Raw genomic sequence first — 23,192 nt, 5'->3', positions numbered from 1 at the left:
AGCCGAAAGGAGCAAAGAAAGCATGATTATCCATAATGACTTCATATTGCTTCTCCGATAAAGGTGATGATCTGAGCGTTAACCACCTCAAAATTAAGTAGATACAATGGCATTACTAATGCAATGACCATCACACCGATCTTTTGTAGGTTATTTGTGAACCTATGCTCAGGCGGCGTTGTTCGTATCGCATGAGACGCAAACACGGTGAGAAATAGAGCCCCAGCTTGGCTTATTGCGGTAACAATGATGTGGAAAGGAAGGTGATCCAAACGAATGGCCTCAACATAGGCTTTTAGCCCTTGACCTTTCAACGATTGGACGACGCTAACGTAATAAGGGTCTATAGGGGATCGATAGATGGAATAAAGAATGTAGAACAGAACACCATAGGCTAGGGTTTTAATAACTTTTGTATTCTTAGATTCAAAATAGCCGAGAGTAAAAGCGGCATTAAAAAGAAGGAACAATAGACTAAACCCGAGGGCCCATTCTCTATGGCGAATATAGAGAATAGCGGCGATAACACCCAACACTCCAAAGAGGAATATCTCACCTTCGGCTTGCGATTTCGTTGGCTGGCCGCCGTTGTAGTTATGGTTGTGATTGGTAACGTTGTTACCATGACCAATCTGGATATTACTGTCATCGCTCGCGGTGATTGTGCCGCTATTCGAGACGCTAACATGGCCCTTTGATAGCCCCTCGCTATTGCGAGAGTCTGCATTAAGTATTTTTGTCCAAGTAATGCCAGCGATAGGGCCAATAAAAACCGCGAGCACGATTGGATCTGTCAGTAGATCTAACATAGGTTTGTACCTTTCGATAAGGCGAGCGAAGCCCGCCTAGCTAAATTGATGTCACTTATCGTGGGTATGAGCTTTTATGCTTACAAACGTATTCGAGTCGGCCGAAACGGCGACGCACATACGCGCAAACATCAACGAGTTTTGGTCGAATACTCATGAGAGATTCCTCCATACTTCTTAACAAAGAGGGAACTCAACGATTGAAGTGAATGCTATAGAAAGGTAATATCGCAATTCTCACCGAGCGATTGGGTTTCTATAGAGACCTGAGACCTCTTAGTGTTGGGTCTTGTAATCGATCACGCCAATGACGACTACATTTCACTTCGCTAGTAAAAAGGCACTTTTAGTAACTTACTGAAAGTGCCTTTTTATTTTTCTTTTCGGACGCCTTTGAAGGGTGTGCCATCTAGCTTCACATCCATAAAACGTCCTGTATTCGCATCACGCTTGACCCAGTGACCCGAGGGTGTTTGAGTCTGTGAACGTTCGCGAACCATACCATGTCGACGGTTATCGCCTGTTTTTCCGTTAGTTGCCATACGGTTCTCCTGCAAATTCAATTAAAGTATCTTAGGGCAAGGCTATCTAGCATTGACCACGCTTATTACTATGTCATAAAAACTGAGCAGAGATCAATCAAAAGTTAAAAAGTTAATCCATGACAATTAATTTTTTAACTCTAAATAATTAATTATTACTAACCAAGGTCGGTGTTAAGCTTCTTTTTCTTGCTATACTGTGGTTAAATTTAGTTAGCAAGAAACTGAAAGAGACATACAGATGTACACTATAAATGACTTAATAGAAGAAATCGGTAACCAATCGAAAGCGGTTCGACTCGCGTTTATCGACTTTAAGGTTAGATTTAGTGGGAAGATTTATAGAACAGAAATAGTAGATGAATTTGGTGTATCTGAGCCTTTAGCAACAAAAGACCTTAATGAGTATAAGCTACTTACTCAACAAAATAACATTCACCCGAAGTCTCATCAGATCAAACTCGATACTTATGCCCCTTTAGTTGCTATAGATGCCCGTAAGGCCCTCGAAATGCATTTTGAAGGTTTCTGTCGCCATAAGCTACATAATCACGAATCCCCATATTATAAACGAGCTTGTGATTTGAAGACCGATTTAGACCCAAATGCAGTAGCTGTAATTACTAGAGCTATTACAGACAGAAAACGTGTTGTAGGGGAATACGTATCTGCTAATAGTCATAATCGTAACATCCGAACATTGGAGCCCTCTACAGTTTTCTTTGATGGTTTAAACTGGGTTTTTCGAGCAAAAGATATTAAAGAAGATACTCATCTTTCAATATTCAAAAGTTTCCATTTTTCCCGCTTTGAAAACATAACCCCTACTAATGAAGAGTCACTATCATCAGTTAATGATGATAGTGAGTGGAATACACTGATCCCGATCCAATTGAGCCTGCACCCCAATCTAGATGCTAAAGGAAAAGAAGCTATTCGTATCGAATTTGGAATGGGTAACAATGAAGACTTAGTAGTGGTTGAAAAAGCAGTATTTGCTTGGTCATTACTGGAAAGGTGGGCAGTTGACTCAGGGACGACTCCTTGCAGTGTTCCTACGGAAGCGAACAGGTTCAAATTCTACTTAAAAAACGCTGACATGTTGCGGCACGTTAATAGCGTAGAACGAATGATGCATGACTATGTTATAAAAACTGAAATGTAATTGAGTACTGTCTGAAACATACTCCCAACACTGCCACAGCTGCGCCATTAGCTTATAAGTGAAAACCTCATGATGTAGCCCTTTGCTCACTGATAGCGCCTTTTAAAAGCCGACAATCACGGGATGCTGATTTATCAACTCAATTGAATAAGTTTTAGTGGGGAAAGGCAGGTTAACAAGGTATTAATGAGCAAATGCACTAACAAGAAATGGGGCAGAAACGGGATAATGGAATCTGTCAGATCTGATTAAATCATGGTTTGCGAACTGACAGATTGAGTCATGACTAATTCAGTTTATGATACCTATGCTATCTCTTCGTATTCAAGATCAAAGAAATTGTTATCTGAAAGCTTCGCTCTTCGAAGCACTATGTTGGATAGATTTTTTGTCCGGTTCTCATTGAGAGTCGCCACGATGCTTTGTATTAGTTTTACGGTGCTCTCAGGAAACTTGTAACCGACAGTTATGCTTTTTATGTATGCTGTAGCGTTATGAGTTCGGTTTGGATAAGTTGCTTTCTCGTAGTAGACCTTATCTTTCTTGTATGCAAACAACCTTACTTCTTTTTCATATGACCAGTCGCTGTTCTTAATTAGCATGTATTGATTGAAAAGATACTTGTCCTTTTTAATGAATCTTTGTTCGGGATGTTGGTATTGGATTTTTTCAATACCAACCTGATCTGGTAAAGAGCCTTCAAAACAGTATTCAATCATGAGACCAGAATGGTTTTCTGCATAGTGTGACCACATCAACATTGAGTTTTCATTATGTGAAAATGAACACAATCGAAAGTCAGGTCTAAGAACAACAAAATCTTTATCTTTAGTAAGATTGTCATATGGCAGCTCAATAGGGTCATTGAGTTGCTCTGCTGATGCCAGATAGAAGTAGCCATTCACTAAAGCATCTAATGTGAACTTATTGAAAGGATAATATTTGTACAGAGAGTTGCCACTGTCGTGCAAGAACCGATGGTGAATAAAACCCTCAGTTAAACTATGATTGAATAGTTCGACATAACTTTCATATAGTTCTTTATCAATCGTTGAGCTTGAGCGGTGCAAACAATATAGATAGTTGTTGATGATGGTGCTATTTTTTTCGCCACTAGACAACATGATATCAAGTGCAAGCTTAGCGTGCTCCAATGCGGAGTCGAAATCATCGAGGTTTTCGAAACATACACCGAGTAGATTATTAACAGACATTGAGGACTCCAAATCAGAGAGGACACCCAATGCTTTGTGATATTCACCTTTGTCCATCAATAAACTAGCGATCTCAATATCATCAAGCTCTTGTTCTTTTGCTGATGCTAAACTGTCTTCAACTCGCTTGCTATGCCATTGTTCTTTTAGCTCTTGTAGAGTATCCACTAGTGAGTCATACAAGTGATGACCGGTGAGGCTTTCATGACGCAGATTAGCCTTTATGTCTTTGTACAAAGCGTAGTCCGTTAACTGATGTAAATTGTCACGCTTTGCTAATATGGACTTGAGTTTATTGATGTTTACTAGAACAAGATATGCAAGATAAAGGGCTAGAACTTTCCCATCGCTGCCAGTATCCGTGTCTCCAAAGTAGTTTACGCTGTTGACATCTTTTTCATACTGTTCATCGAGTGATTTGCCTAAGAACTGGGATGACAAAATGTGTTGTAACTTCAAGACATGTGAAGAATGGATAAATTTTTCTTTCTCAAACGCACGCTCAACTAACTCAATGACTTCATCATAAGCCTTTGCTTCAAAAGCATATTTGATGATTGCTTCTTGCGTTAGATTTGAGTTGCCTTTAGCAACTTCTTTCTTAACTTGTTCATAAGCTGATTCAGCATCACCTATAAGTTTCAATCGCTCGTAATAACTGATCTTACTCCAAAAGGTATCTTCATCAATATGAGCGTGTTGTAGATAAGGCTCGATGATTTGTTTAGGAATATATTTTGCTGAGTTGATTAGAGCGATCCCATCTTCGTACTCTTCAAGATGAAAGTGACAACACAAAAGTATCTCTATTTGACTCTCAACTCTTTCATCTAGACAAATTGATTTAAGCAGCTTCCATTCATCAACGGTAAGTTCTGAATTGATCAAACTGGGTGCGTAAAAGCGATTCATCTTGTTATTGATCAGATCAAAATTACCTGATTCATGTTCAATGGAAATTGCTTTGAATAAATGGCGTGGGTCACGCGTAGAACGAAACAGGCCCCAGTGAGCATGTACGTTCTGCTCAGAGTATGTTAGCGCACGCTCATAGTAATATATGGCGATATAACGGTCGTCACGTTCATAAAATAGGTCAAAAGCAGTGTCGCCTAGGTAGTTGAATGCTGACGCATGATCGCCTTTAACAGCTAATATCTGATTGAAAGCAGAATCAGTTGGTTCTCCTTTGGCTTCTAACAAAAAGTAATAGAGACCAAGATTCAATTCATCTTCGTTCCAAGACTCCTCTTTGTTCAAGTATTCTAGTCTAGAAAATCGTCTATATTTGAAGTCGTGCTTTACTTTAAAATCCATAGATCACCCAGAAATACGTAATTAGAACAAGGATATATGATTAGCATGTGTTTGGATATAGAGCGTGCGTATAATGGTCGGTAATTTGAGTTCTATTAATAGTAATGACTGCTTTTTGTGTCCGACTATCAATGGATGATAAATTACTCAAGCAAACACGATTCAAACACATCGGTTACTTCCTATTTTTTCTCAGTAAAGAGTTGATATGAAGAGAAGCTTACTCAATTAGCGTGAAGGATCTGGCCTTAGCCGTAGGAGGCCTCAAAGCGTAAGTGCGGCAGATTTCCGATGAAAAGATGTGTGGAGCCTTCAGGGGCCGCCCCTCTTTCATTGGATTAGATTTGATAGGAAAAACGCACGCTCTCAGAATTGTGTAGAGTATTTGTTCTAACAGGTTTAGGGGCAAAAAAGAGTCAGCCTTACTGGCTGACTCTTTCAAAAAACAAGGGAGATGGTGAAGTACTTATGAGGCGTTGTAGCGGGTTACATACGCTTTAACGGCTTAACCACACTATCTAGCCCTTCAATCTTCAACGCTAGACAAAGCTTCAATAAATCACCTAGCTCACCGCTCGGGAACCCTTTCTTATCAAACCAAAGCAAATACTCTTCTGGAAGATCAATCAATACACGGCCAGCGTATTTACCAAAAGGCATTTGTACTCTTGCTAACTTAAGCAGGTTCTCTTTTTCTAGCATGGATCTGTCTACAATTGTTCAGGGTTTTCTAGAGTAACACCTAAACGCTCTACCCAATAGTTGATTGCATCTTTCGCGTCATCTAAAGCATCAATCATGGTCGAGAAGTCTTTATTGCCTGCTTCGCGGTCGATAGCAGCAAACAGTGGCGTTCCATCTTGTGCATCGCTGACCAACAGCTCGACACTCGCACTGCCCACATTAGTGTGCTCACCGGTCGCCACTTTTGAAATGGTCGACATCGCTAAACCAAATGGAAGCACGCTGCTGGTAACAGCCAATATTGGGTTGGGCGTTTCAACGTTACTTAACGCAATGCTAAGGCGTAAACTGCTGCCGGTTGGTTCATCAACAATCGTTTTATAAGGGGAGATTTTATCTTCTAGTCGGCTGACCATGTAATCGGTCAATTCTTGGATCTCTTCTTGATCAAGCGTGTCTTCTTCTGCAAGAACAAACACTTGGTCAATCACCACTGAGTCGTACTCGTCTAACTTATCTTTAAGTCGTGCTGGATCTCTTAGGCCAATACGTGCCCAAACTAAATCTACGCCACCTTTTGGCCCTGGCTGAAAATCTTCATAGGTGGTGAACTTCGTTGCGCGCTGCACAGGGCCGCCCGCACACCCCACCAATACAACACCAGTCAGGACTATTAGGGCAAGTTTTATAGATTTCATAGATAGCACTTCAATTAGGGAAAATAATTAACGTGAGGATGCTATACCATATGTGGATCTTTTGTCGATTTTGTTTGGCTATTTCAGACCCAGGTCTAAATTAAGATGGCTGTACTCGATGAGCATACTCGACGATGACTTGGTTACCTTCAATGTAGGCATTTTGGATTTCACCATCGACACTCATGCGGCTTTGTAGATACACCACTTTAGGCCCTGAGCTTTGGCTTTCTTTCAATGACGGCACCACTGTATGTGGTTCAATGTGAAGTAAGCGACAAAACTGAGTGACAAACTGCATGGTCACTGGGTCTTCTCCACGTAATACACGAGAGAAACTAAGCTGATTCATACCGAGTTTTTTCGCAAATTCCATTTGGGTTAAACGCATTTTAGATTTCTTTGACATCCACGTTTGGTAGAGAGCCTCTCTGTCTCTTTCGGTAAATTCCATGATGGTTCCTTGCTTTTATTAGACTGGGCATATTGTCGGAGTTTTCTGAGCTAATGCTGTCAAGAACGAGTCAGGCAAAGTCAGCGCATTGTCGGAAATTCCCAAAAAATTGACACATAGCGTGGATAATAAAAAAGCCAAACTATTCACCAAGACAATGGTTAATTCTAATAACCCACCATTATTCAATGAGTTACAAAATCAACCTTTATCAGCTGGCAAGTTAATTTTTGAAACAAACTTTAAACCGAGATTATCATTCCACATTTTTATCGGTCACATGGCATTTATAAATTCCGTTGGCTACATTCCGCCTGCCTACATAGGCAATTCTGGCAAACTATCTGAAAAGGTAGGACGCAAAGCTTCCGGTCTGTCGGCATGATTGCCCATGATAGCGGGGTTGCCGCTCTTTACTTTAATAATCAATGAGCGCTTGCCGGAGTTAACTTTTTTTGTCAAAAAGTCAGAGGACAAATAATGAACAAGCTCCCTAAAAAATCTCTTATCGCCTTAGCGTTGCTTTCCGTTAGCGGTGCAAGCTACGGCCACGGTTATGTGTCTGCTTATGGTGACGGTGTGGCTGAGAGCCGCGTAGCGCTGTGTAAGTTCCCAGCCAGCGACACCAATGAAAAGAACACCAACTGTGGTGCGATTCAATATGAACCTCAAAGTGTTGAAGGCCCTGATGGCTTCCCAGAAACTGGCCCTCGTGATGGCAAGATTGCCAGTGGCGAAACCTCATTAGGCGCAGCACTGGATGCGCAAACCGCAGATCGCTGGGTTAAGCGCCCTATTCAATCGGGTAGCCAATACTTTGAATGGACGTTCACCGCAAACCACGTAACCAAAGATTGGAAATACTACATCACTAAAGCCGATTGGAATCCAAACCAACCTTTAGCGCGCAGTTCATTTGATTTGAATCCTTTCTGTGTGGTAGATGGCGGTATGGTTCAACCACCTAAACGTGTGAGCCATCTGTGTAATGTGCCTGAGCGTGAAGGTTACCAAGCGATTCTGGCAGTTTGGGATGTGGGTGATACCGCCGCTTCTTTCTACAACGTGATTGACGTTAAGTTTGATGGTGACGGTCCTGTTCTTCCTGACTGGAACCTTGGCGGCCAAATTACACCAACGATGAATCTGAATGTTGGCGATAAGGTTTATACCCGTATTTTCGATCAGCAAGGCGAGAATGCGAGCTACACAACTGAGCTAATGATCGAGTCGAGTGAGCAAGGTAAAGCGAACAACTGGTCACACGCACTGGCAACCAAGATCAACCAAGAACAGACTCAGATTCGTTCCGGCCAACTAGGTGAAAACGGTGAAGTGACGCCGGTTTATGGCACTAACCCTGTTTACTTAAAGCAAGGCTCTGGCCTGCAAAGCGTTGAGATCGGCTACAAGATCGAAACACCAGAACCGGATTACGATCTTCAAATCGATGGCTTAGAGCCTGAGTACATCATCGGTCAAGACGCGACTCAGCTTGATCTTACTCTGTACGCCGTGGGTGACATCACCGCTGAGCTGACGGTTTACAACCACCACCGCGAGCCATTAGCGTCATACTCTGAGTCTTTAAAAGATGGTGATGTTCAGCCAGTTCAACTGACGCTTTCAAAATCTGAACCGGGTCATCACATGCTGGTTTCTATCATGAAAGATACGCAAGGCAACGTGATTGAACAAAACACGCTAGATTTCCACTTAGTGGAAGAGCAAACACCGCCACCAGCAGGCGACTATGACTTTGTTTTCCCTGAGAACTTTAGCAACTACGAGGCAGGTACTAAGGTTCTAGCAACTGACGGTAATATCTACCAATGTAAGGCTTTCCCATACTCTGGTTTCTGTGTGCAGTGGTCGCCATCTGCAAACCACTATGAACCAGGTGTAGGCTCTCACTGGGCAGATGCTTGGAACAAATTGAACTAATCATTAGCTATGATTGATAGATAAAGCGGATGCACACAGCATTCGCTTTGTTGTTTTCATACATCGACAATTTAATGGAATCAGCCCCTCACTCTCACAAAGGCTAACACTTTTAATATGCATGTCAGGGAATAGGCTTTGTATATTCAATGGCTTTCACAACCAATATAAGGTCTGAGATACGCACATGAATAAAGTTCTATTTCTTTCGTCTTTACTGACTCTCTCTTCGTCAGCGGCTTTTGCAGCAAGCAGCCATGATGTTTCTGACAGTGTGATTGCCAAACAACGAGCGGCACTGGCCGAGAATACTCAAGGGCAAGGCTTTGGCCCTCAGTCCCCACGAGACATTGATAACCTTTCCGGCAATAACTCACGCCACTTCGGCACGGCGCCTAGCTATACTGAAATGAACCTATGCAATATTCACTTCCACAAAAATGCAGAGCACAAAGGCGGTGAATTCAGTACCTACGCAGGGAACGGCGATGGTAAGGGTTACAACACTGGCTATGTCTATAATGGGCAGCTAAGTGAAGCCGAATTGAAACCGTTTAAAGGACAAGTGGGCGCTAAAGGCCACGGCCAGCTTCAACCCGGTGACACGATTGAGCTTCACTATGTGCATTCGAGCGCTCAGGTTACGCCGGGGCCAACACTTGGGGCATGTCTCAGTGAATCCATTGCAAATCCTCAATTGCGCGTAGAGACACAAGTCTTTGTCGTAGTGAATGACAAGAGCGCACTCGATCTTGTCGACTTAACCAAATTTAAACAGAAAGACGGTGTCTACCAAGCGATCAACATTCCTACTGAGACCGGTAAACCTATCCAATACGCGGGTTCAACAACAGGCCCAAGCTACAACGAAAAAGCTTCCCCACTGCAAGTTACTTGGAGCGTTCGACCAAAAGTCGCCAAGGTAGATATTGCATCTGTGGCCAAATGGCTAGAAAGCAATAAATTTGATGAAGACCACGCACACGGGGTTCGTAATCTGGTGACCAACCCAGATTTGCTCTCTGCTGACCATTAAATCGATTCAACACATACGTAAACGGGCACTTATGTGCCCGTTTTCTTTATGACTGATGGCAAGCGATGTTGATGTCTTCACTGCCCGATTGGCTATACAAAAACAGCAGTTTCCCATCGACCTCATACCTTAGGTCGGACTTGTAACCCACGAGACTGTCTTTGTCTCTGATATAGAGTGGCGATTGCTCCGGTCTTAGGTTCCAATCCACTCGTTTAAACGTCTGCTTAAGCTGATTCCCCTTAGTCTCGTTATCAGCCGTTAAGATCAGTTCATACGGTTCTTCCATACCATCTTGATGGACTAACTTACCCGTCTGAAAATAGGTCACACTCTCTTTCGAGGTAAAGTAAATGGCCGTGATTTCTGAGACTTTTCGATAGTGACGATAGGTTTCAGACGTAAATCCAGACTTCGACTCAGAGCACAACCAACGTGTACCGGTAAAATTGTATGTCGCAAACTGCCATTGATAGATCACGCTTGCGATCAATATGGCTATCAGTGCCCCTATTGTAACTCGCATCTTACCTCCCGATTATCAAATGCCATAAGCACCGACTCGGCCATGGTTAAATTCGTGACATTAAAATGCTGAAACACATGAGAATGTGGACTGGTCTTAGACTTCAGCCTGACCGTCATTGCAATCACATCGGGCTCATAAATAGAGGGAAAAACACGTACATAAGCATTAACGGCACAGTGAGTAAAAGAAGCTTTGCGAAGTTGGGCAGTTAAAAACGCCTTATCAACCATGCCGTCCGTGCCATCCATAAAATAGAACGTTGGCTCTCCATCTAGCAATTGCACATATTGCGAAGAGTCCGTAAAGGGTGAACGTGGTTTAAAAGGTTCAAAAACAAACGTCGCCGCGATCATCGCCAGCAAAGCAAACACCAAAAGGTAAGAAGCTTTGAAATGAAGGCCCTGCTTTGATGTATGTTCAACGCTTTCTAGTGATGCCTGTGGCGAAGCCTCTACCGAAATTGGTTCGACATCGGCGGTATCTTCATTTGTTTGAACAGATTCCAGAGCCTCAATAATCTTAACCTCCACATCAAGGAAGTACCCAACCTTGCTGATGGTTTGAATATTGATCTCTTTGGCGCTTAACACATGGAAATGGCGGCGTAGACCCGAAATGACGTTGGTTAGGGCTTGGTCGGTTACCACAGCGCCACCCCAGCACTTTTCAAACAGTTCTTCGCGAGATGCAGGCGCGCCTTTTAATAGCAGAAACACCAACACTTCGTAAGGCAACGGACGCAGGACAACTTGGTTACCAACGTCGTTAGATAATGTTCGTGTTTCGCATTCTAGCTTTAGTGAAGAGAACTGAATCGCTTTCATTGAATCGCTATACCTTGCTGTTAGATCTTAGCAACGTACTCAAGAAGGCTCGTTGCGACAGCCGATGTATGAATGGCTGATGATTTATAAGGTGGCACAGTCTACTTGCCTGCATTTATAAATCAAGAGTAGCAATCTGGTAAAAAATTGCACAACACCTATATAAAACAAGCGCTTAAATTGAGTTTAGAAAAACCTAAATTTCACAATTTTATAATGTGTGTTTTTTATTTGAATTTTATTTAGCCAAAAAATCTCAGTTTTATAGAGTCTGCCCCGAAAACAACCTCACTCAATCGAGACTCTAAACAATGAAAAAACTCCTTTTAGTCACTGCCCTTTTCTCTAGTGTTGCGTGTGCAAACGTTCACAACGGTTTCTACCTAGGTGCAGGTGTGGGTACCACAGATTTTGACGATGACGGACTTTTAACTAGCTCTAGTGCTGCAATCACGACCGATTCTGATAACTCATACAAAATCATTGCGGGTTACCAGTTCAACCGTATTGTTAGCTTAGAAACGCAATACACTAGCTATGGCGACACCAACATTAAAGTGCATGCGCCTGGTCAAGGTATGCACATCACCGCAGGCAAAATCGAACAAAAAACCTTTACCGTTGCAGCTAACCTAGGCTACACGTTTGATAATGGTCTTCGTCCTTTTGCCACTATCGGCCTTGGTTCGATTGATTACAAGATGGGTGATTTTTCTGATGATGGCGGCGTTATCCGAACAGGTGTAGGACTTGAGTACACACCTCAACAGCTGCAAGGTTTGTCACTGCGTACTGCATACGAAGTCGATAACTACGAGCTTGAGATGCAAGATGTTTATTTCTCTAAAACTTACAATCAATCGGTAGGCGCTTGGTACTTAGCGGCGACTTACAAGTTCTAAAAAAAATGGCGAGGTATCAACCTCGCCATTATTCTATCTGAACAGTTTAGAACCAACTTGCCACTAAGCGTTTGAGCCAATCCATCAGCTTTTTAAAGATGCCACCTTCTTCAACATCTTGCTGAGCAACTAAGGTAGCACTGGTAACTTCATTACCCTCAACGCTGTAAATCACTTTACCGATCGGGTCACCTTTGCGAATTGGTGCGGTCAGTTCACCCGCAAACTCCACTTCTGCGATCAGCTTATTGGCGTCACCTTTAGGCAACGTGATCAAGACCGTTTCATCTACGCCTGCAGAAACGTGATCGACTGCGCCCATCCAAACTCTGGCCTCTGCTAACGTGTCTGTCGGCTTAGTCGGTGACACAGTATCGAAGAAGCGGAAACCATAACTCAGTAGTTGCTTACTCTCTGACTCGCGGCTTTTCGCGCTGTTAGACCCCATAACAACCGAAATCAGTCTCATGTCGCCACTCGTTGCTGAGGTCGCCAAACTGTAACCTGCGCCGCTTGTGTAGCCCGTTTTCATGCCATCGACATTCAGGCTACGATCTCTGAGCAAGCCATTACGGTTGTACTGAGTGATGCCGTTATAGGTGTAAGAGGTTTCACTATAGAGTGGGTAGATGGTTGGTAGGTCACGGATGATCGCTTGGCTAAGTAATGCGATATCGTGTGGCGTTGAATAGAGACCATCACTATCGAGCCCGTGCGGATTGGTATAACCGGAATTGTTAAGGCCCAATTTTTGCGCCCAAGAATTCATCAAACCAACAAATGCGTCTTCACTGCCCGCTACGTGTTCCGCAATGGCCACACTGGCATCATTACCTGACTGGACGATTAAGCCTCGGTACAAGTCCATAAGCTCAACGTCTGTGCCCACTTCAATGAACATTTTTGAAGAATCAGGAAAGTTTTTTGCCCATGCATTGCGGCTAATTCGGACTTGGTCACTCAGTGAGACATTACCACTGTTGACCTCTTGGCCTGCTACGTACGCCGTCATCAACTTAGTTAAACTGGCTGGATTGAGCTTTTTGTCGGCATTTTTCTCTACGATCACTTCACCGGTGTGATAGTCGATCAGGATATAGCCTTTTGCGCCTAACGCTGGAGGGTCGGGAATGATGGTGGGTGCAGCCATTGCCCCAACTGAAACAGAAATTGTCGAAAGAAGTACTGATGCTGTTAGAAAGCGTGATTTCATGATGTGCGACATCTCACTGTAGTCGTTTATAGTCGGATTCAGTATAGACAAGCTGATGCAAGATGCAGCGACTCTGAAACTAATCGTTACTATTCAACACGAAATATCGAAATTATGGCTGTTTGCTCCCAAATTTAGACACAAAAAAACCAGCGAGTTTAACCGCTGGTTTTCACTAAATTTACTTTTCTTATGCTGCTTTCAATAAAGCATCTTTCTTCGCCATGAGTTTTTCTCTGTAAGCAAACCAAACATACGTCGCTACAATTGAGAAGAACAAGTAAGAAAGCGAGAACACAAAAGGTGAACTAATCAGCTCTTGAGATAGACCCCATAAGACGCCAGTTACCGTGATGGCAATCTTTGAGAACAGCCCACAAAGCAAAAGCACCAATGCTAACTGAGGGAAACGGCTGCTTCTAAAAGCAAACCAATAGCAGCTACCAACCGCTAGAGTTGCGACGTATAAACCAAGTAAGAATGAATGAAGATGATCAGCCGATGCAACGCCAGCTGAGATGGATACCATAAAAATTAGAAATAACTTCATACTACTTCGCCTCTGAATTCAAATTTAGGAAAAGCTTCCTTTCATTTTTGCAAACTCATTTTGCGGTTATTTTCGCCATTTCCCATAGAAATACAAGTGCTATTTTTGTGCATTTATTAACCATAAATACCTCTGTTACACCGTGTGAAATTATTGTTAAATACCTAATTTTGTTAGATTCCATATCTCAATGAGTTAGAGCAATATGACTAAGATTACTCACTTCTGCGGTTACAATTAAATAACATTAGTTACAATTTAAAAAATCTTCTTTTTTGTGAACAATATCGATATAAGGGTGTGGTTTTATATAAAAATCCCACCTCAAAAACTGAGTTTTCAATAATGACCTCTTGCCCTTCCCCAAACGGAGTAATTAGTGTGAGCTCTCGCACTCTTCCCTCCTATTTCGCTCGAATACGTTAGACGCCTTTGTTACCTTTGCCGCACAATTTTTTACGTACTACATACCATGCCTTCGAAGTACAGAATTAAGAAGATTGTCGAGATCGGCGACACCCTTCATCGTAGCGGTTGCGCACCCTACAAACTCGAAAAATATACGCAATTTTATGCCCGTAAGCATGGCGTTGACGTGATGATTCAAGCCTCACCGACAACGGTGAATTATCAATTCCCCGATGATAATAATGTGGTGGTGATGAAACGCCATCAACCAGCCTCCATCAACCTGAGTTTGCTCGCCAACACCATTATTCGAATCAATCAGCCAAGTAATGAGCCCGTTCCAGAACCGGTGGGATACCCGAAGTGGGTAATCGCCTTGGCTAACATGGGAATCCCACCTGCGTATTTGATGCTTGTGGGCAGTACCATGGAAGCCGTCCTTTTCTCGATCTTTTTAGGCTTCGTGGTTTGGCTAACACAGCAAGTTTGCAGAGCTCGCCGCGCCATCGCCGCAGAGTTTATCGCCGCGTTGTTGACGGGTATTCTTGTGGCCGCTTTTGCCAGCACGGGCGCAGCTATTCCTATTTGGGCACTCTGTATCGCCGCCATCGTTTTGTTTGTCCCTGGGTTATCCATCGCCAACTCGTTAGAGTGTCTTGCTTTCAATGATTTGGTATCAGGAACAAGTCTACTCGGGCAAAGTGCGTTAACCCTCATTAAGTTATTTGTCGGGATCGTCATGGGGCTGAACATAGGTGAAGCGGTATGGGGACAAGCGGAGTCAATCAATTATGTCAATGAAGTGCCCACATGGCTGCACATCTTTGGCCTGTTTCTGATTTCTGTCTCGATTGGTGTGATGTTTAATGCGCGCCCGATGGACATTCTTCTAGGTTTACCCGTTGCGGTGCTTGGAATGTGGGGTCCATTCTACCTAGGTTTTGATAGCGGTTGGGTTGTCGGCACTTGGGTAACGACCGTTTTGATCACGCTCTACGGTACTTGGGTTGCGAAAAAGATGGATCTCACTGGCTCAATCTATATTGTTCAAGGCATCATCATTTTGGTACCAGGAAGTCGAGTACTGGTGAGTGCAAGTCAGTCTGTATTTGAGCAGTCGATCTTGCCTATACCAAGTATTGGTTTGTCAGCGTTGTTTATGTTCTCTGCCATCGTGGCTGGACAGATCACGGCGTATTCCATCTATTCTCCGAAGATCGAACGTTAATCAAAGCCAACGCTCTTAACGCCTAATAGAAAGAGCCCTATTCAAACCACGCTATTTAAGCGGCTTTTGAATAGGGCTCTTTGCCTCTATGTTTCATGTTTCGTTTAAAACTGCCTTTCCCTTTTTTCGCTTTCTCTACTCTAATCCGAAATAGTTGACTGGTTACCGCCGCTTTCAGTGCATTATCGTTGATTTGGCCACGCCCTAGTTCCGTCTCGATGTCGACTGTTGCACTCTCTTGGTGCTTCAACCGTTTTTGCTTTGCCATATGGCCTCCGAGGGTTTGTTAAAACCTGTTTGGTGTTGATCTAATATGATATTTATTAGTAATAACTCTAAAAGTCTTCAGAACAAATATTACACGATTTATAGATGTATCAGCAAAATTATCGAAATAATACCTAGCGCAAATTTCTAACGAAAACCTTTGCATCATGGTCAAAAATCCCTCGCTTGTTATTGACTTAGTTGCACGTCTCTTTAGACTGATTATCAGCTTGAAAACGGTACTTGTTTACTTTCGCCGTTCCGTTAGGTTTATCGATATCTTCCGTAACGTCGTGCACTATAGCAATCTCCTTTTCCACGCTATCAATGCCGTATGGCTTTTACATGATTTATCAAGGATATACGTTATGTCTAACACTGTTACTGGTACAGTAAAATGGTTCAACGAAACTAAAGGTTTCGGTTTCATCCAACAAGAAAACGGTCCAGACGTTTTCGCTCACTTCTCTGCAATCACAGGTGACGGTTTCCGCACTCTAGTTGAAGGTCAGAAAGTTGAGTTCGTTGTGACTACTGGCCAAAAAGGCCCTCAAGCTGAGAACATTAAAGTACTTTAATTCTTAAGTACTAAAGATTTACAATAGCCAGCATTACGCTGGCTATTTTTTTATATATAAGTTGTTTTATGGCTCTCAAACCCACTATCTATAAGTTCCGTATTTCCCTATCTGACACCAACCGTGACATTTATGACTCGACTCAATTGACGGTTGCACAGCATCCTTCGGAAACCGTACCTCGCATGATGGCTCGCGTGTTGGCATTCTGTGTGAAATGGCAACCAGAACTGGCGCTAACAAAAGGACTTTCGACCACCGAAGAACCGGACCTTTGGGTTAAATCGCTCGATGATCAAATTCAACTTTGGGTTGATATTGGCGAACCGTCTTTGGACCGCATGAAAAAGGCTTGTCGCCTAGCACCAGCAGTTGATGTGTTCTCATTCAATAGCAAGTCAGACGTATGGTGGGAGCAGACTAAAAACAAGTCTCACCAATATAAGGTCAATATCCACCGCTTTGACCCAGCAGCCATTGAAGCGCTGTCTGAAACCGTGGCAAGGACCATGGACTTATCAGTGATGATCACGGGCAACAGCCTTTTCGTAGACTCCGACAACGGCTCTCATGAAATCACATTAGAGACGCTTCAATCGAATGACTAAGCTCGAAGCTCAACTGAAAGCGATTCAAGCAGACTCAATTCCGAGTGTGGCGAATGATGGCAAAAATTGGCAATTACTGTGCGACAAACACAGTGATTTTTATGCTCGAGTTCTTAGCAACAAACCGGATATCAAACCCATTAATCACCTGCTCGGCTTACTCACAAAACTGCATATCGAAGAGACATCATCCGTCACCTCTTATGCAGAGTCAGCATCGGCTATGCGTCAGTTGATCGATGAAAAAGTTGGCCCAGAACACAGCCATAAATTTGATGAGCTTGGTAGCCAACAGCTTTCTCTTGTCACTCATTTGTGGGTGTATCTGCAGGGGTATTTGCGAATGGATTTCAGTTTAGCCAATGATCACGCATTCAATACCGCTGAACTGCTAAGTCCAATGCTTCAGTCTCCCACTCATGAGCTGCGCGCTCAGTTTCTAGAGAGTTACTATCTTGGAGTGGAGCGTTCTCCTATTCAGGAAAAGTCAGAGTCGAAAGTCATGGCTCTGATTAAACGCTTATTTGGTTAACATTACTCACCACTAGTGAATGGCTTTCCATACACTAGTGGTTTGTTCATTAGACATAGTCTGATTTCGATCTCAGAACAATCAGCGCACCCGCTGGCTCATCATCCGCTTTGATCATTGGGCTCACTTGAACTTCCATCCACTCTTCTTGAGACGATTCTCCGAACTTACGAATCAGCGAAATGCCGCTGTATTCACTCGCACTGTGGATCGCACGATAGAGCCAGTTTGCAGGGCTTGGTGTATCTTGCGACATATTGGAGATAAGAAACTCAAAACTTTGACCGTACAGCTGATTTGCACTCACATTCAGCCATTCCGTCGCGGCCGGGTTACAGTAATCAATGTTCCCTAAGTGATCGACCGTAAAGATCACGTCACTGATAGAGTAAAGCAACAGCTGACTAAACTGGTGTTGTTGGTACAAGTTGTTATAGATGCTACTGAACTTTTCACTCAGCTCCCCGACTTCACCATTTCCCGCGTGTTTGAACGGTTTCAACTCTTCAGCAAGCTGTGAGCCATCAACTTGGTTTAACCAACGGATCAGTTCTTGAAGTGGGCGCGTGATGTACTTTCGAAGCAAGACAATCATCAGGATCGGCGTAATCAAAATCGCCGTCATAGGGGCTGCAGAATGCAAAATATGCTCTTGCCAAGACGGAGCCTCCATCGCACTGTGCACTTGAATCTCTAAAGGAACTCTGTCTCGATTGTCCTGAGCAATCACATACGTTCCTTGCATAGTATTCTGCTCAAGACTTTGTTGCTCGGTAAACATTTGCCAACGGGTCTGAGCAATAAACGTGAAGAACTGAGTCTCTTCCGTCTTAGTCACAATGCGAAATTTGTCACCAATTAGCTCTGAAATCCCTGACATTGTTTTTTGGTTGATCTGTTTGAAGAACAACAATCGCCCATTTGACGGAAAATTAAGGTTGGTGCTTTTGATCGGAGCGCTGGCGAAAAGGAATAAGCTCTCATTATGGAACATGATGCCTTGATAAGGTATATCATCCACATCATGCTTTACATCATATAAATGCTCGTGAAAAGAAATGTCATCAAAGCCCGAGATATTGGCGCTGGTCGCTATTGTTTCGTTAGCATTATTGAGTATAGCTACACCGGCTATATGCAGTGTATCAAGTAACTGAACATCAAAGTTTTCAACAAAAAACGGCTCATTGCGGCCTTCAATGTATTGGTAGGTCTCGTCCCAAAATGCGTAATCATGAGCGATGATGCTCAGCTGATCGAGCTGGTAGCCGAGTAACCTTAAGCCTAGGACAGACTTACTCTCGTTCTCTTGAAATTGGCGGGCCGTGTGTTCATGTCGTTCTAAGTAATAAGAAGCAACGGTTATCGCACCGAGCACAAACGTCGTTACTGCAAGAAAAATTACAAGCAATCGTTTTTCAGTTGAACCAAGCAAGTCGAAGCACCTATAGATTAATGACCCTTGAACTATACAGGATAACATTCTATTAGTATGTTCTTTAAAGAACACAAAAAAGGCCCTTTAACGATAAAGGGCCTAGGTAGAGTTGGTGGTAGGTTTACGTTCTTAGTTCAAACCTTCACAGGTGAAATTACAAATAAGTATGAGGACCGAACACTTCATAGTGAACACGAGATCGTTCAACACCCAGTCCTTCCAACTGTTTAACGACAGATTCCATAAAGCCTACTGGGCCACATAGATAGAAATCACCGTTATCCAATGGAAGCTCTCGTGCGATGAGGTTGGCATCTAGCTCACCGCTAAAATCTGCGCCTGTATCATTTAAGTACCAGCTGTATGAAGGCCAGTTGTTTTCTAATGCCACTTCTGCCGTCTGCTTCTTAAACGTGTGTTGTTGGTCGTTATTACATGCGTACATGACTGTCACATTGGCTTTGTTTTGATCGGCCAGTGTTTGAAGCATGGCTTGCATTGGCGTAGCGCCGACACCCGCCGAGATCAATACAACAGGTTGGCTCTTCTCTTGATAGAAGAAGTCGCCCGCTGGTGGGTAAAGGTTGACTACATCACCTTCTGCGATTTCATCATGCAGATAGTTAGACACCAATCCTTTAAATTCGCCACTTTCTCGCTTAACCGAGATTCGGTATGACTCACCATTTGGCTTTTGCGACAGCGAGTATTGACGAATTTCATTGTGTTCGCCAGCGGTTGGTTTTACTTCGATACCAATATACTGGCCCGGTAGATAGTCCAATACCGGTTCGCCATCTTCCGGAGTCAATACAAAGCTAGTCACAAACTCTGACTCTGCCGTTTTTTGACTCACAATAAAGCGTCTTGCGTTCGCCCAGCCACCCACAGCCTGACGGCGCTGCAAATAGAGTTCGCCTTCACGATCAATAAAGATTTGCGCCAAAAACAGATAAGCCGCAGTCCAAGCCTCTTCGACTTCACTGGTAAACGCTTCCGGTGCTAATTCGCGCAATGTTTCGATTAAGTGATGGCCTACGATTTGGTAGTGCTCGGCTTGGATATTGAAGCTGGTGTGTTTGTGGGCAATACGCTCAACAGCCGTCGTCAAGGCTGCTAAGTTTTCAATGTTTTTCGCATACGCCGCGACCGCTTCAAACAGTGCCACGCTTTGACGCCCAGTCTTTTGATGCGTCATATTGAAAATGTCTTTCAGCTCAGGGTTATGAGAGAACATTCTTTGGTAAAAATGTTGAGTTAATGCAGGCCCCGCTGACTCCAAGAGCGGAATAGTGCTTTTTACGATTTCAATATGTTGGTTGTTAAGCATTGGAGCTTTCTCCTCGTTATTATTTGATTTCACTTCCATATAGCAGGAACAGTGCCAATAATTAAAACCCTGTAAACAATTGGAAATTATCGCTTTTTGATTAATATTCATGTCATTTTGACCCACAAAAATCAAGTCATAATGACACTAAAAAGTTGTTTTATCACAGCCAGTGTGTTTAATTCTAAAGCATAGACGTAATCTGAAAGAAAAAGTGGACTCACATGCAAGATATCTCTGTCTCTACTCTGATCGATATGACCATCGGGCTCGCGCGTGGTGATAATGAACAAGACCGTTTCAATAGCCTGCTCGATGCGATTCGAAAGGCGATTCAGTGTGACTGTGTCGCTTTACTCTCTCTGCAAGGAGACACCCTCGTTCCACTCGCAATGCAAGGCTTAACTCGTGACACGCTAGGGCGACGTTTCAAGATTGCTGAGCACCCAAGGTTTGCCGAAATATGCGCGTCTAAAACGGCGGTAAGATTCGATGCTGACAGTGAATTACCCGATCCTTTCGATAACCTGCTTCTCGATTATGAGGGCGATCTGCCTATGCACTCCTGCATGGGGCTCCCACTTATCTATTCAGACAAATTACTGGGTGTCCTTACGTTAGATAGCCTATCGCCGGGCGTGTTTGAACAGATCCCCACTCGTAGCCTAGAGGCCCTTTCTGCCATTGCAGCATCAACGCTTAAGGTGGCCCTGTCTGTGAGCCAACTGGAACAACAAGCCAAGCAGACACAGCAAAGATTTGAAGAGTTAAACGAAGAATCATGGGATCGCGATGGTGGCGAGATCATTGGTGATAGCTCTGCGATGCAAAACCTTAAGGCAGATATTGAGGTTGTTGCCCCTTCTAACTTCAATATTCTTATCCATGGAGAGACCGGGGTTGGTAAAGAGTTGGTGGCGAGAAGCCTCCACCACCTTTCACCACGAAAGAAACACCCTTTGGTCTATGTAAACTGCGCAGCGATCCCTGAGAATTTGGTTGAGAGTGAACTGTTTGGACACGTTAAAGGCGCCTTCACTGGCGCTGAGAAATCACGCTTAGGTAAGTTTGCCCTTGCCGATGGTGGCACACTGTTTCTTGACGAAATCGGTGAATTGCCTTTGGCTGCGCAAAGTAAGATCCTCCGTGCGCTGCAAAACAACGAAATTCAGCCTGTCGGACAAGACAAGGTTGAAACGATTGATGTGCGCGTATTGGCTGCCACCAATCGAGATCTAAAAGAAGAAGTCGCAGAAGGCCGTTTTCGATCAGATCTCTTCCACCGTTTGAGTGTTTACCCTATCACTGTCCCGACCTTACGTGAACGTAACGGTGACATCGTTCTTCTGGCTGGCTATTTCCTAGAGCAAGCGCGACGAAAACTTGGCATTGTTCAGATCAAACTAGGCAAAGAAGCACAGATGGTACTGTCACAATACAACTGGCCAGGCAATGTGAGAGAGTTAGAACATGTGATTAACCGAGCGGCACTAAAAGCAAGAGCGCGAGGCCGTGGAGGCAAGTTGATCACGATTTCTGCCGAAGAGATTGGTGAACTTAGGGCACTACTCGATCTACCACAAAGCCTTGATATTCCAGCCTCTACAGCAAGCCATGAGATTGACGCCTCGCTTGGATTAAGAGAGTCCACCGAAGCTTACCAACGCCAAATGATCATCGAAGCGCTCAACAAGGCCGAGTTTAATTGGGCTCAAGCCGCAAGACAGCTGAAAACCGACCGCGCAAATTTAACCAGGCTGGCAAAGCGATTGGGGCTCGAAGTGACAAAGCAGCACCACATTAAGCAACACTAAATTAAGCTAGGTTGAGTTTAAGTATGATCACAAGTCGGTTACAATGCGTAACGTAAATGTCACCGTAGATTTTAATAATATTCAATAGGATTTGTATGAAGTTTATCCGCTGGTTCCTTGGGCGAGTTATCTTACTCCTAAACTTTGTTTTTTCACCAAAAGGCGTAAAGCGTTCAGCTGACGCGCAACAAACGGCAAACGAAAAAGCTCAGTCACTCGCACTGTATCAATTTGAAGCGTGCCCATTTTGCGTAAAAGTGCGCCGTGCAATGAAACGTCAATCGGTTAGCTTTGATTTACGTGACGCGAAAAACGATCAAGCACACCGCGCAGAATTGGAAGCCGGTGGTGGTAAAATTAAGGTTCCTTGCCTAAGAATTGAGAAAGAAGGCAATGTAGAATGGATGTATGAATCTTCTGATATCGTTGCTTATCTGGAGAAAGAATTCGCATAACTAAGGAGAGTCTATGTCTTATGTGCCACTGAATATTGATCAAATCAAAGCCATTGTGTTTGATCTCGATAATACCTTAGTGAGCTCAGATATGGACTTTCGTTGGTTAAGAGAGCAAATCGGTTGTCCACTCAATCTCGATTTGCTCTCTTATGTCGAACAATTAGATTGCACTCAGCAACAGCAATATGCCTCCGCCCTCATTCTGCAACATGAACAAGAAGATGCTCAGTCTTCCCATCCAATGCCTGGATGTTTACCACTGCTAGAGTTTATAGAGACGCACGCTCTCCATACCGCTGTCATTACTCGCAATTGTGAACAAGCAACCCACACCAAATTAGCCCACAATGGTTTGTCGATTCCGGTGGTCATCACCCGCGAGCAATTTCCACCAAAACCCGCTCCCGATTCACTGCAATATTTGGCGAAGAAATGGGACTTAGCCAGTTATGAAGTCCTGTATGTTGGTGACTACCTTTACGATCTTCAAGCGGCGTTCAATGCCGATATGCCCTCTTGTTTGGTGACTCATGGCAACGACACTCCTTTTCATCATCATGCGTCCATCGTTGTGGAACAGCTCACCGATTTACGCGACCAGTTTTATCGAAGCTTCCAAACTCGACGTTAGAAATTCAACGTAATGATGA

At 43.6% G+C, this 23,192-nt stretch carries 24 protein-coding genes and 1 riboswitch; of the genes, 11 read left to right on the top strand and 13 right to left on the bottom strand.

All coding sequences use genetic code 11. The features are described 5' to 3' along the window. Positions 1-41: 41 nt before the first annotated feature. Positions 42-809: a hypothetical protein gene (locus EJ063_RS05570; protein ID WP_126573001.1), complete on the bottom strand. Its 768-nt coding sequence runs from the start codon at positions 807-809 to the stop codon at positions 42-44. Between the two features lie 371 nt (positions 810-1,180). After that, positions 1,181-1,351, bottom strand: a complete 171-nt coding sequence (locus tag EJ063_RS20995; protein ID WP_165387637.1) for a hypothetical protein — start codon at positions 1,349-1,351, stop codon at positions 1,181-1,183. Positions 1,352-1,592: 241 nt separating this feature from the next. Here EJ063_RS20995 and EJ063_RS05565 point away from each other — a divergent pair, with 241 nt between their 5' ends. Further along, entirely contained in the window at positions 1,593-2,516 is a 924-nt protein-coding gene (locus EJ063_RS05565; RefSeq protein ID WP_126573000.1) for a BrxR family helix-turn-helix transcriptional regulator, read from the top strand. A gap of 305 nt (positions 2,517-2,821) precedes the next feature. Here EJ063_RS05565 and EJ063_RS05560 read toward each other — a convergent pair whose 3' ends face one another. The 4 genes from EJ063_RS05560 to EJ063_RS05545 form a co-directional block, all read right to left on the bottom strand. Continuing rightward, complete coding sequence (locus tag EJ063_RS05560; RefSeq protein WP_126572999.1) at positions 2,822-5,047, bottom strand: DUF2971 domain-containing protein; 2,226 nt, start codon at positions 5,045-5,047, stop codon at positions 2,822-2,824. A 486-nt stretch (positions 5,048-5,533) separates the two neighbouring features. Beyond that, the gene (locus EJ063_RS05555; RefSeq protein WP_126572998.1) at positions 5,534-5,749 is read right to left on the bottom strand and encodes a DUF3820 family protein; all 216 of its coding nucleotides are present in this window, start codon (positions 5,747-5,749) and stop codon (positions 5,534-5,536) included. 8 nt (positions 5,750-5,757) lie between these two features. Then, complete coding sequence (locus tag EJ063_RS05550; protein WP_126572997.1) at positions 5,758-6,429, bottom strand: DUF3313 domain-containing protein; 672 nt, start codon at positions 6,427-6,429, stop codon at positions 5,758-5,760. Positions 6,430-6,529: 100 nt separating this feature from the next. Continuing rightward, complete coding sequence (locus EJ063_RS05545; RefSeq protein ID WP_126572996.1) at positions 6,530-6,883, bottom strand: helix-turn-helix domain-containing protein; 354 nt, start codon at positions 6,881-6,883, stop codon at positions 6,530-6,532. A gap of 324 nt (positions 6,884-7,207) precedes the next feature. Then, positions 7,208-7,294: riboswitch (cyclic di-GMP riboswitch) on the top strand. A 69-nt stretch (positions 7,295-7,363) separates the two neighbouring features. Here EJ063_RS05545 and gbpA point away from each other — a divergent pair. Both gbpA and EJ063_RS05535 read left to right on the top strand, forming a co-directional pair. Further along, positions 7,364-8,827, top strand: coding sequence for an N-acetylglucosamine-binding protein GbpA (gene gbpA / locus EJ063_RS05540; RefSeq protein ID WP_126572995.1), 1,464 nt, complete (start codon positions 7,364-7,366; stop codon positions 8,825-8,827). 187 nt (positions 8,828-9,014) lie between these two features. Continuing rightward, on the top strand, positions 9,015-9,863 hold the full coding sequence (locus tag EJ063_RS05535; protein ID WP_126572994.1) for a delta-class carbonic anhydrase: 849 nt from the start codon (positions 9,015-9,017) through the stop codon (positions 9,861-9,863). A 46-nt stretch (positions 9,864-9,909) separates the two neighbouring features. Here EJ063_RS05535 and EJ063_RS05530 read toward each other — a convergent pair whose 3' ends face one another. Both EJ063_RS05530 and EJ063_RS05525 read right to left on the bottom strand, forming a co-directional pair. Beyond that, positions 9,910-10,389 carry a hypothetical protein gene (locus EJ063_RS05530; protein ID WP_126572993.1) on the bottom strand — a complete coding sequence of 160 codons (480 nt, stop codon included), beginning with the start codon at positions 10,387-10,389 and terminating at the stop codon, positions 9,910-9,912. Then, complete coding sequence (locus EJ063_RS05525) at positions 10,374-11,216, bottom strand: winged helix-turn-helix domain-containing protein (RefSeq protein ID WP_126572992.1); 843 nt, start codon at positions 11,214-11,216, stop codon at positions 10,374-10,376. The genes EJ063_RS05530 and EJ063_RS05525 overlap by 16 nt, the downstream gene beginning before the upstream one ends. A 311-nt stretch (positions 11,217-11,527) precedes the next feature. On the opposite strand from EJ063_RS05525, the gene EJ063_RS05520 reads away from it, so the two are divergent. After that, positions 11,528-12,118: a porin family protein gene (locus EJ063_RS05520; protein WP_126572991.1), complete on the top strand. Its 591-nt coding sequence runs from the start codon at positions 11,528-11,530 to the stop codon at positions 12,116-12,118. A 46-nt stretch (positions 12,119-12,164) separates the two neighbouring features. Here EJ063_RS05520 and EJ063_RS05515 read toward each other — a convergent pair whose 3' ends face one another. Together EJ063_RS05515 and EJ063_RS05510 are read right to left on the bottom strand one after the other, a co-directional pair. Next, on the bottom strand, positions 12,165-13,331 hold the full coding sequence (locus EJ063_RS05515) for a D-alanyl-D-alanine carboxypeptidase family protein (protein WP_126572990.1): 1,167 nt from the start codon (positions 13,329-13,331) through the stop codon (positions 12,165-12,167). 190 nt (positions 13,332-13,521) lie between these two features. After that, on the bottom strand, positions 13,522-13,881 hold the full coding sequence (locus EJ063_RS05510) for an NADH:ubiquinone oxidoreductase (protein ID WP_126572989.1): 360 nt from the start codon (positions 13,879-13,881) through the stop codon (positions 13,522-13,524). A gap of 472 nt (positions 13,882-14,353) precedes the next feature. Between EJ063_RS05510 and EJ063_RS05505 the strand changes: the two genes are divergently transcribed. Continuing rightward, a complete protein-coding gene (locus EJ063_RS05505; RefSeq protein WP_126572988.1) occupies positions 14,354-15,517 on the top strand; it encodes a threonine/serine exporter family protein in 1,164 nt (387 codons plus the stop codon). Positions 15,518-15,572: 55 nt separating this feature from the next. On the opposite strand, the gene EJ063_RS05500 is transcribed toward EJ063_RS05505, so the two are convergent. Next, a complete protein-coding gene (locus EJ063_RS05500) occupies positions 15,573-15,785 on the bottom strand; it encodes an alternative ribosome-rescue factor A (protein WP_126572987.1) in 213 nt (70 codons plus the stop codon). Positions 15,786-16,152: 367 nt separating this feature from the next. Here EJ063_RS05500 and EJ063_RS05495 point away from each other — a divergent pair, with 367 nt between their 5' ends. The 3 genes from EJ063_RS05495 (at position 16,153) to EJ063_RS05485 (ending at position 17,502) form a co-directional block, all read left to right on the top strand. Continuing rightward, positions 16,153-16,362 carry a cold-shock protein gene (locus EJ063_RS05495; protein ID WP_004412161.1) on the top strand — a complete coding sequence of 70 codons (210 nt, stop codon included), beginning with the start codon at positions 16,153-16,155 and terminating at the stop codon, positions 16,360-16,362. Between the two features lie 68 nt (positions 16,363-16,430). Continuing rightward, a complete protein-coding gene (locus EJ063_RS05490; RefSeq protein ID WP_126572986.1) occupies positions 16,431-16,970 on the top strand; it encodes a YaeQ family protein in 540 nt (179 codons plus the stop codon). Further along, a complete protein-coding gene (locus EJ063_RS05485; protein WP_126572985.1) occupies positions 16,963-17,502 on the top strand; it encodes a hypothetical protein in 540 nt (179 codons plus the stop codon). Before EJ063_RS05490 ends, EJ063_RS05485 begins: the two co-directional genes overlap by 8 nt. Positions 17,503-17,551: 49 nt before the next feature. Here EJ063_RS05485 and EJ063_RS05480 read toward each other — a convergent pair whose 3' ends face one another. Both EJ063_RS05480 and hmpA read right to left on the bottom strand, forming a co-directional pair. Beyond that, on the bottom strand, positions 17,552-18,937 hold the full coding sequence (locus EJ063_RS05480) for a CHASE4 domain-containing protein (RefSeq protein WP_158675990.1): 1,386 nt from the start codon (positions 18,935-18,937) through the stop codon (positions 17,552-17,554). A 157-nt stretch (positions 18,938-19,094) separates the two neighbouring features. Next, positions 19,095-20,270, bottom strand: coding sequence for an NO-inducible flavohemoprotein (hmpA, locus tag EJ063_RS05475; protein WP_126572983.1), 1,176 nt, complete (start codon positions 20,268-20,270; stop codon positions 19,095-19,097). Positions 20,271-20,494: 224 nt separating this feature from the next. Here hmpA and norR point away from each other — a divergent pair, with 224 nt between their 5' ends. From norR to EJ063_RS05460, 3 genes are all read left to right on the top strand, one after another. Further along, positions 20,495-22,084: a nitric oxide reductase transcriptional regulator NorR gene (norR, locus tag EJ063_RS05470; protein WP_126572982.1), complete on the top strand. Its 1,590-nt coding sequence runs from the start codon at positions 20,495-20,497 to the stop codon at positions 22,082-22,084. 95 nt (positions 22,085-22,179) lie between these two features. Further along, positions 22,180-22,539, top strand: coding sequence for a glutaredoxin family protein (locus EJ063_RS05465; RefSeq protein WP_126572981.1), 360 nt, complete (start codon positions 22,180-22,182; stop codon positions 22,537-22,539). 13 nt (positions 22,540-22,552) lie between these two features. After that, on the top strand, positions 22,553-23,173 hold the full coding sequence (locus tag EJ063_RS05460; protein ID WP_126572980.1) for an HAD family hydrolase: 621 nt from the start codon (positions 22,553-22,555) through the stop codon (positions 23,171-23,173). Positions 23,174-23,192 lie beyond the last annotated feature (19 nt).

This window comes from Vibrio aquaticus (assembly GCF_003970385.1).
GTDB lineage: Bacteria > Pseudomonadota > Gammaproteobacteria > Enterobacterales > Vibrionaceae > Vibrio > Vibrio aquaticus.
Note: the sequence above shows the minus strand (reverse complement) of the source record. Positions and strands in the feature narration are given on the sequence as shown.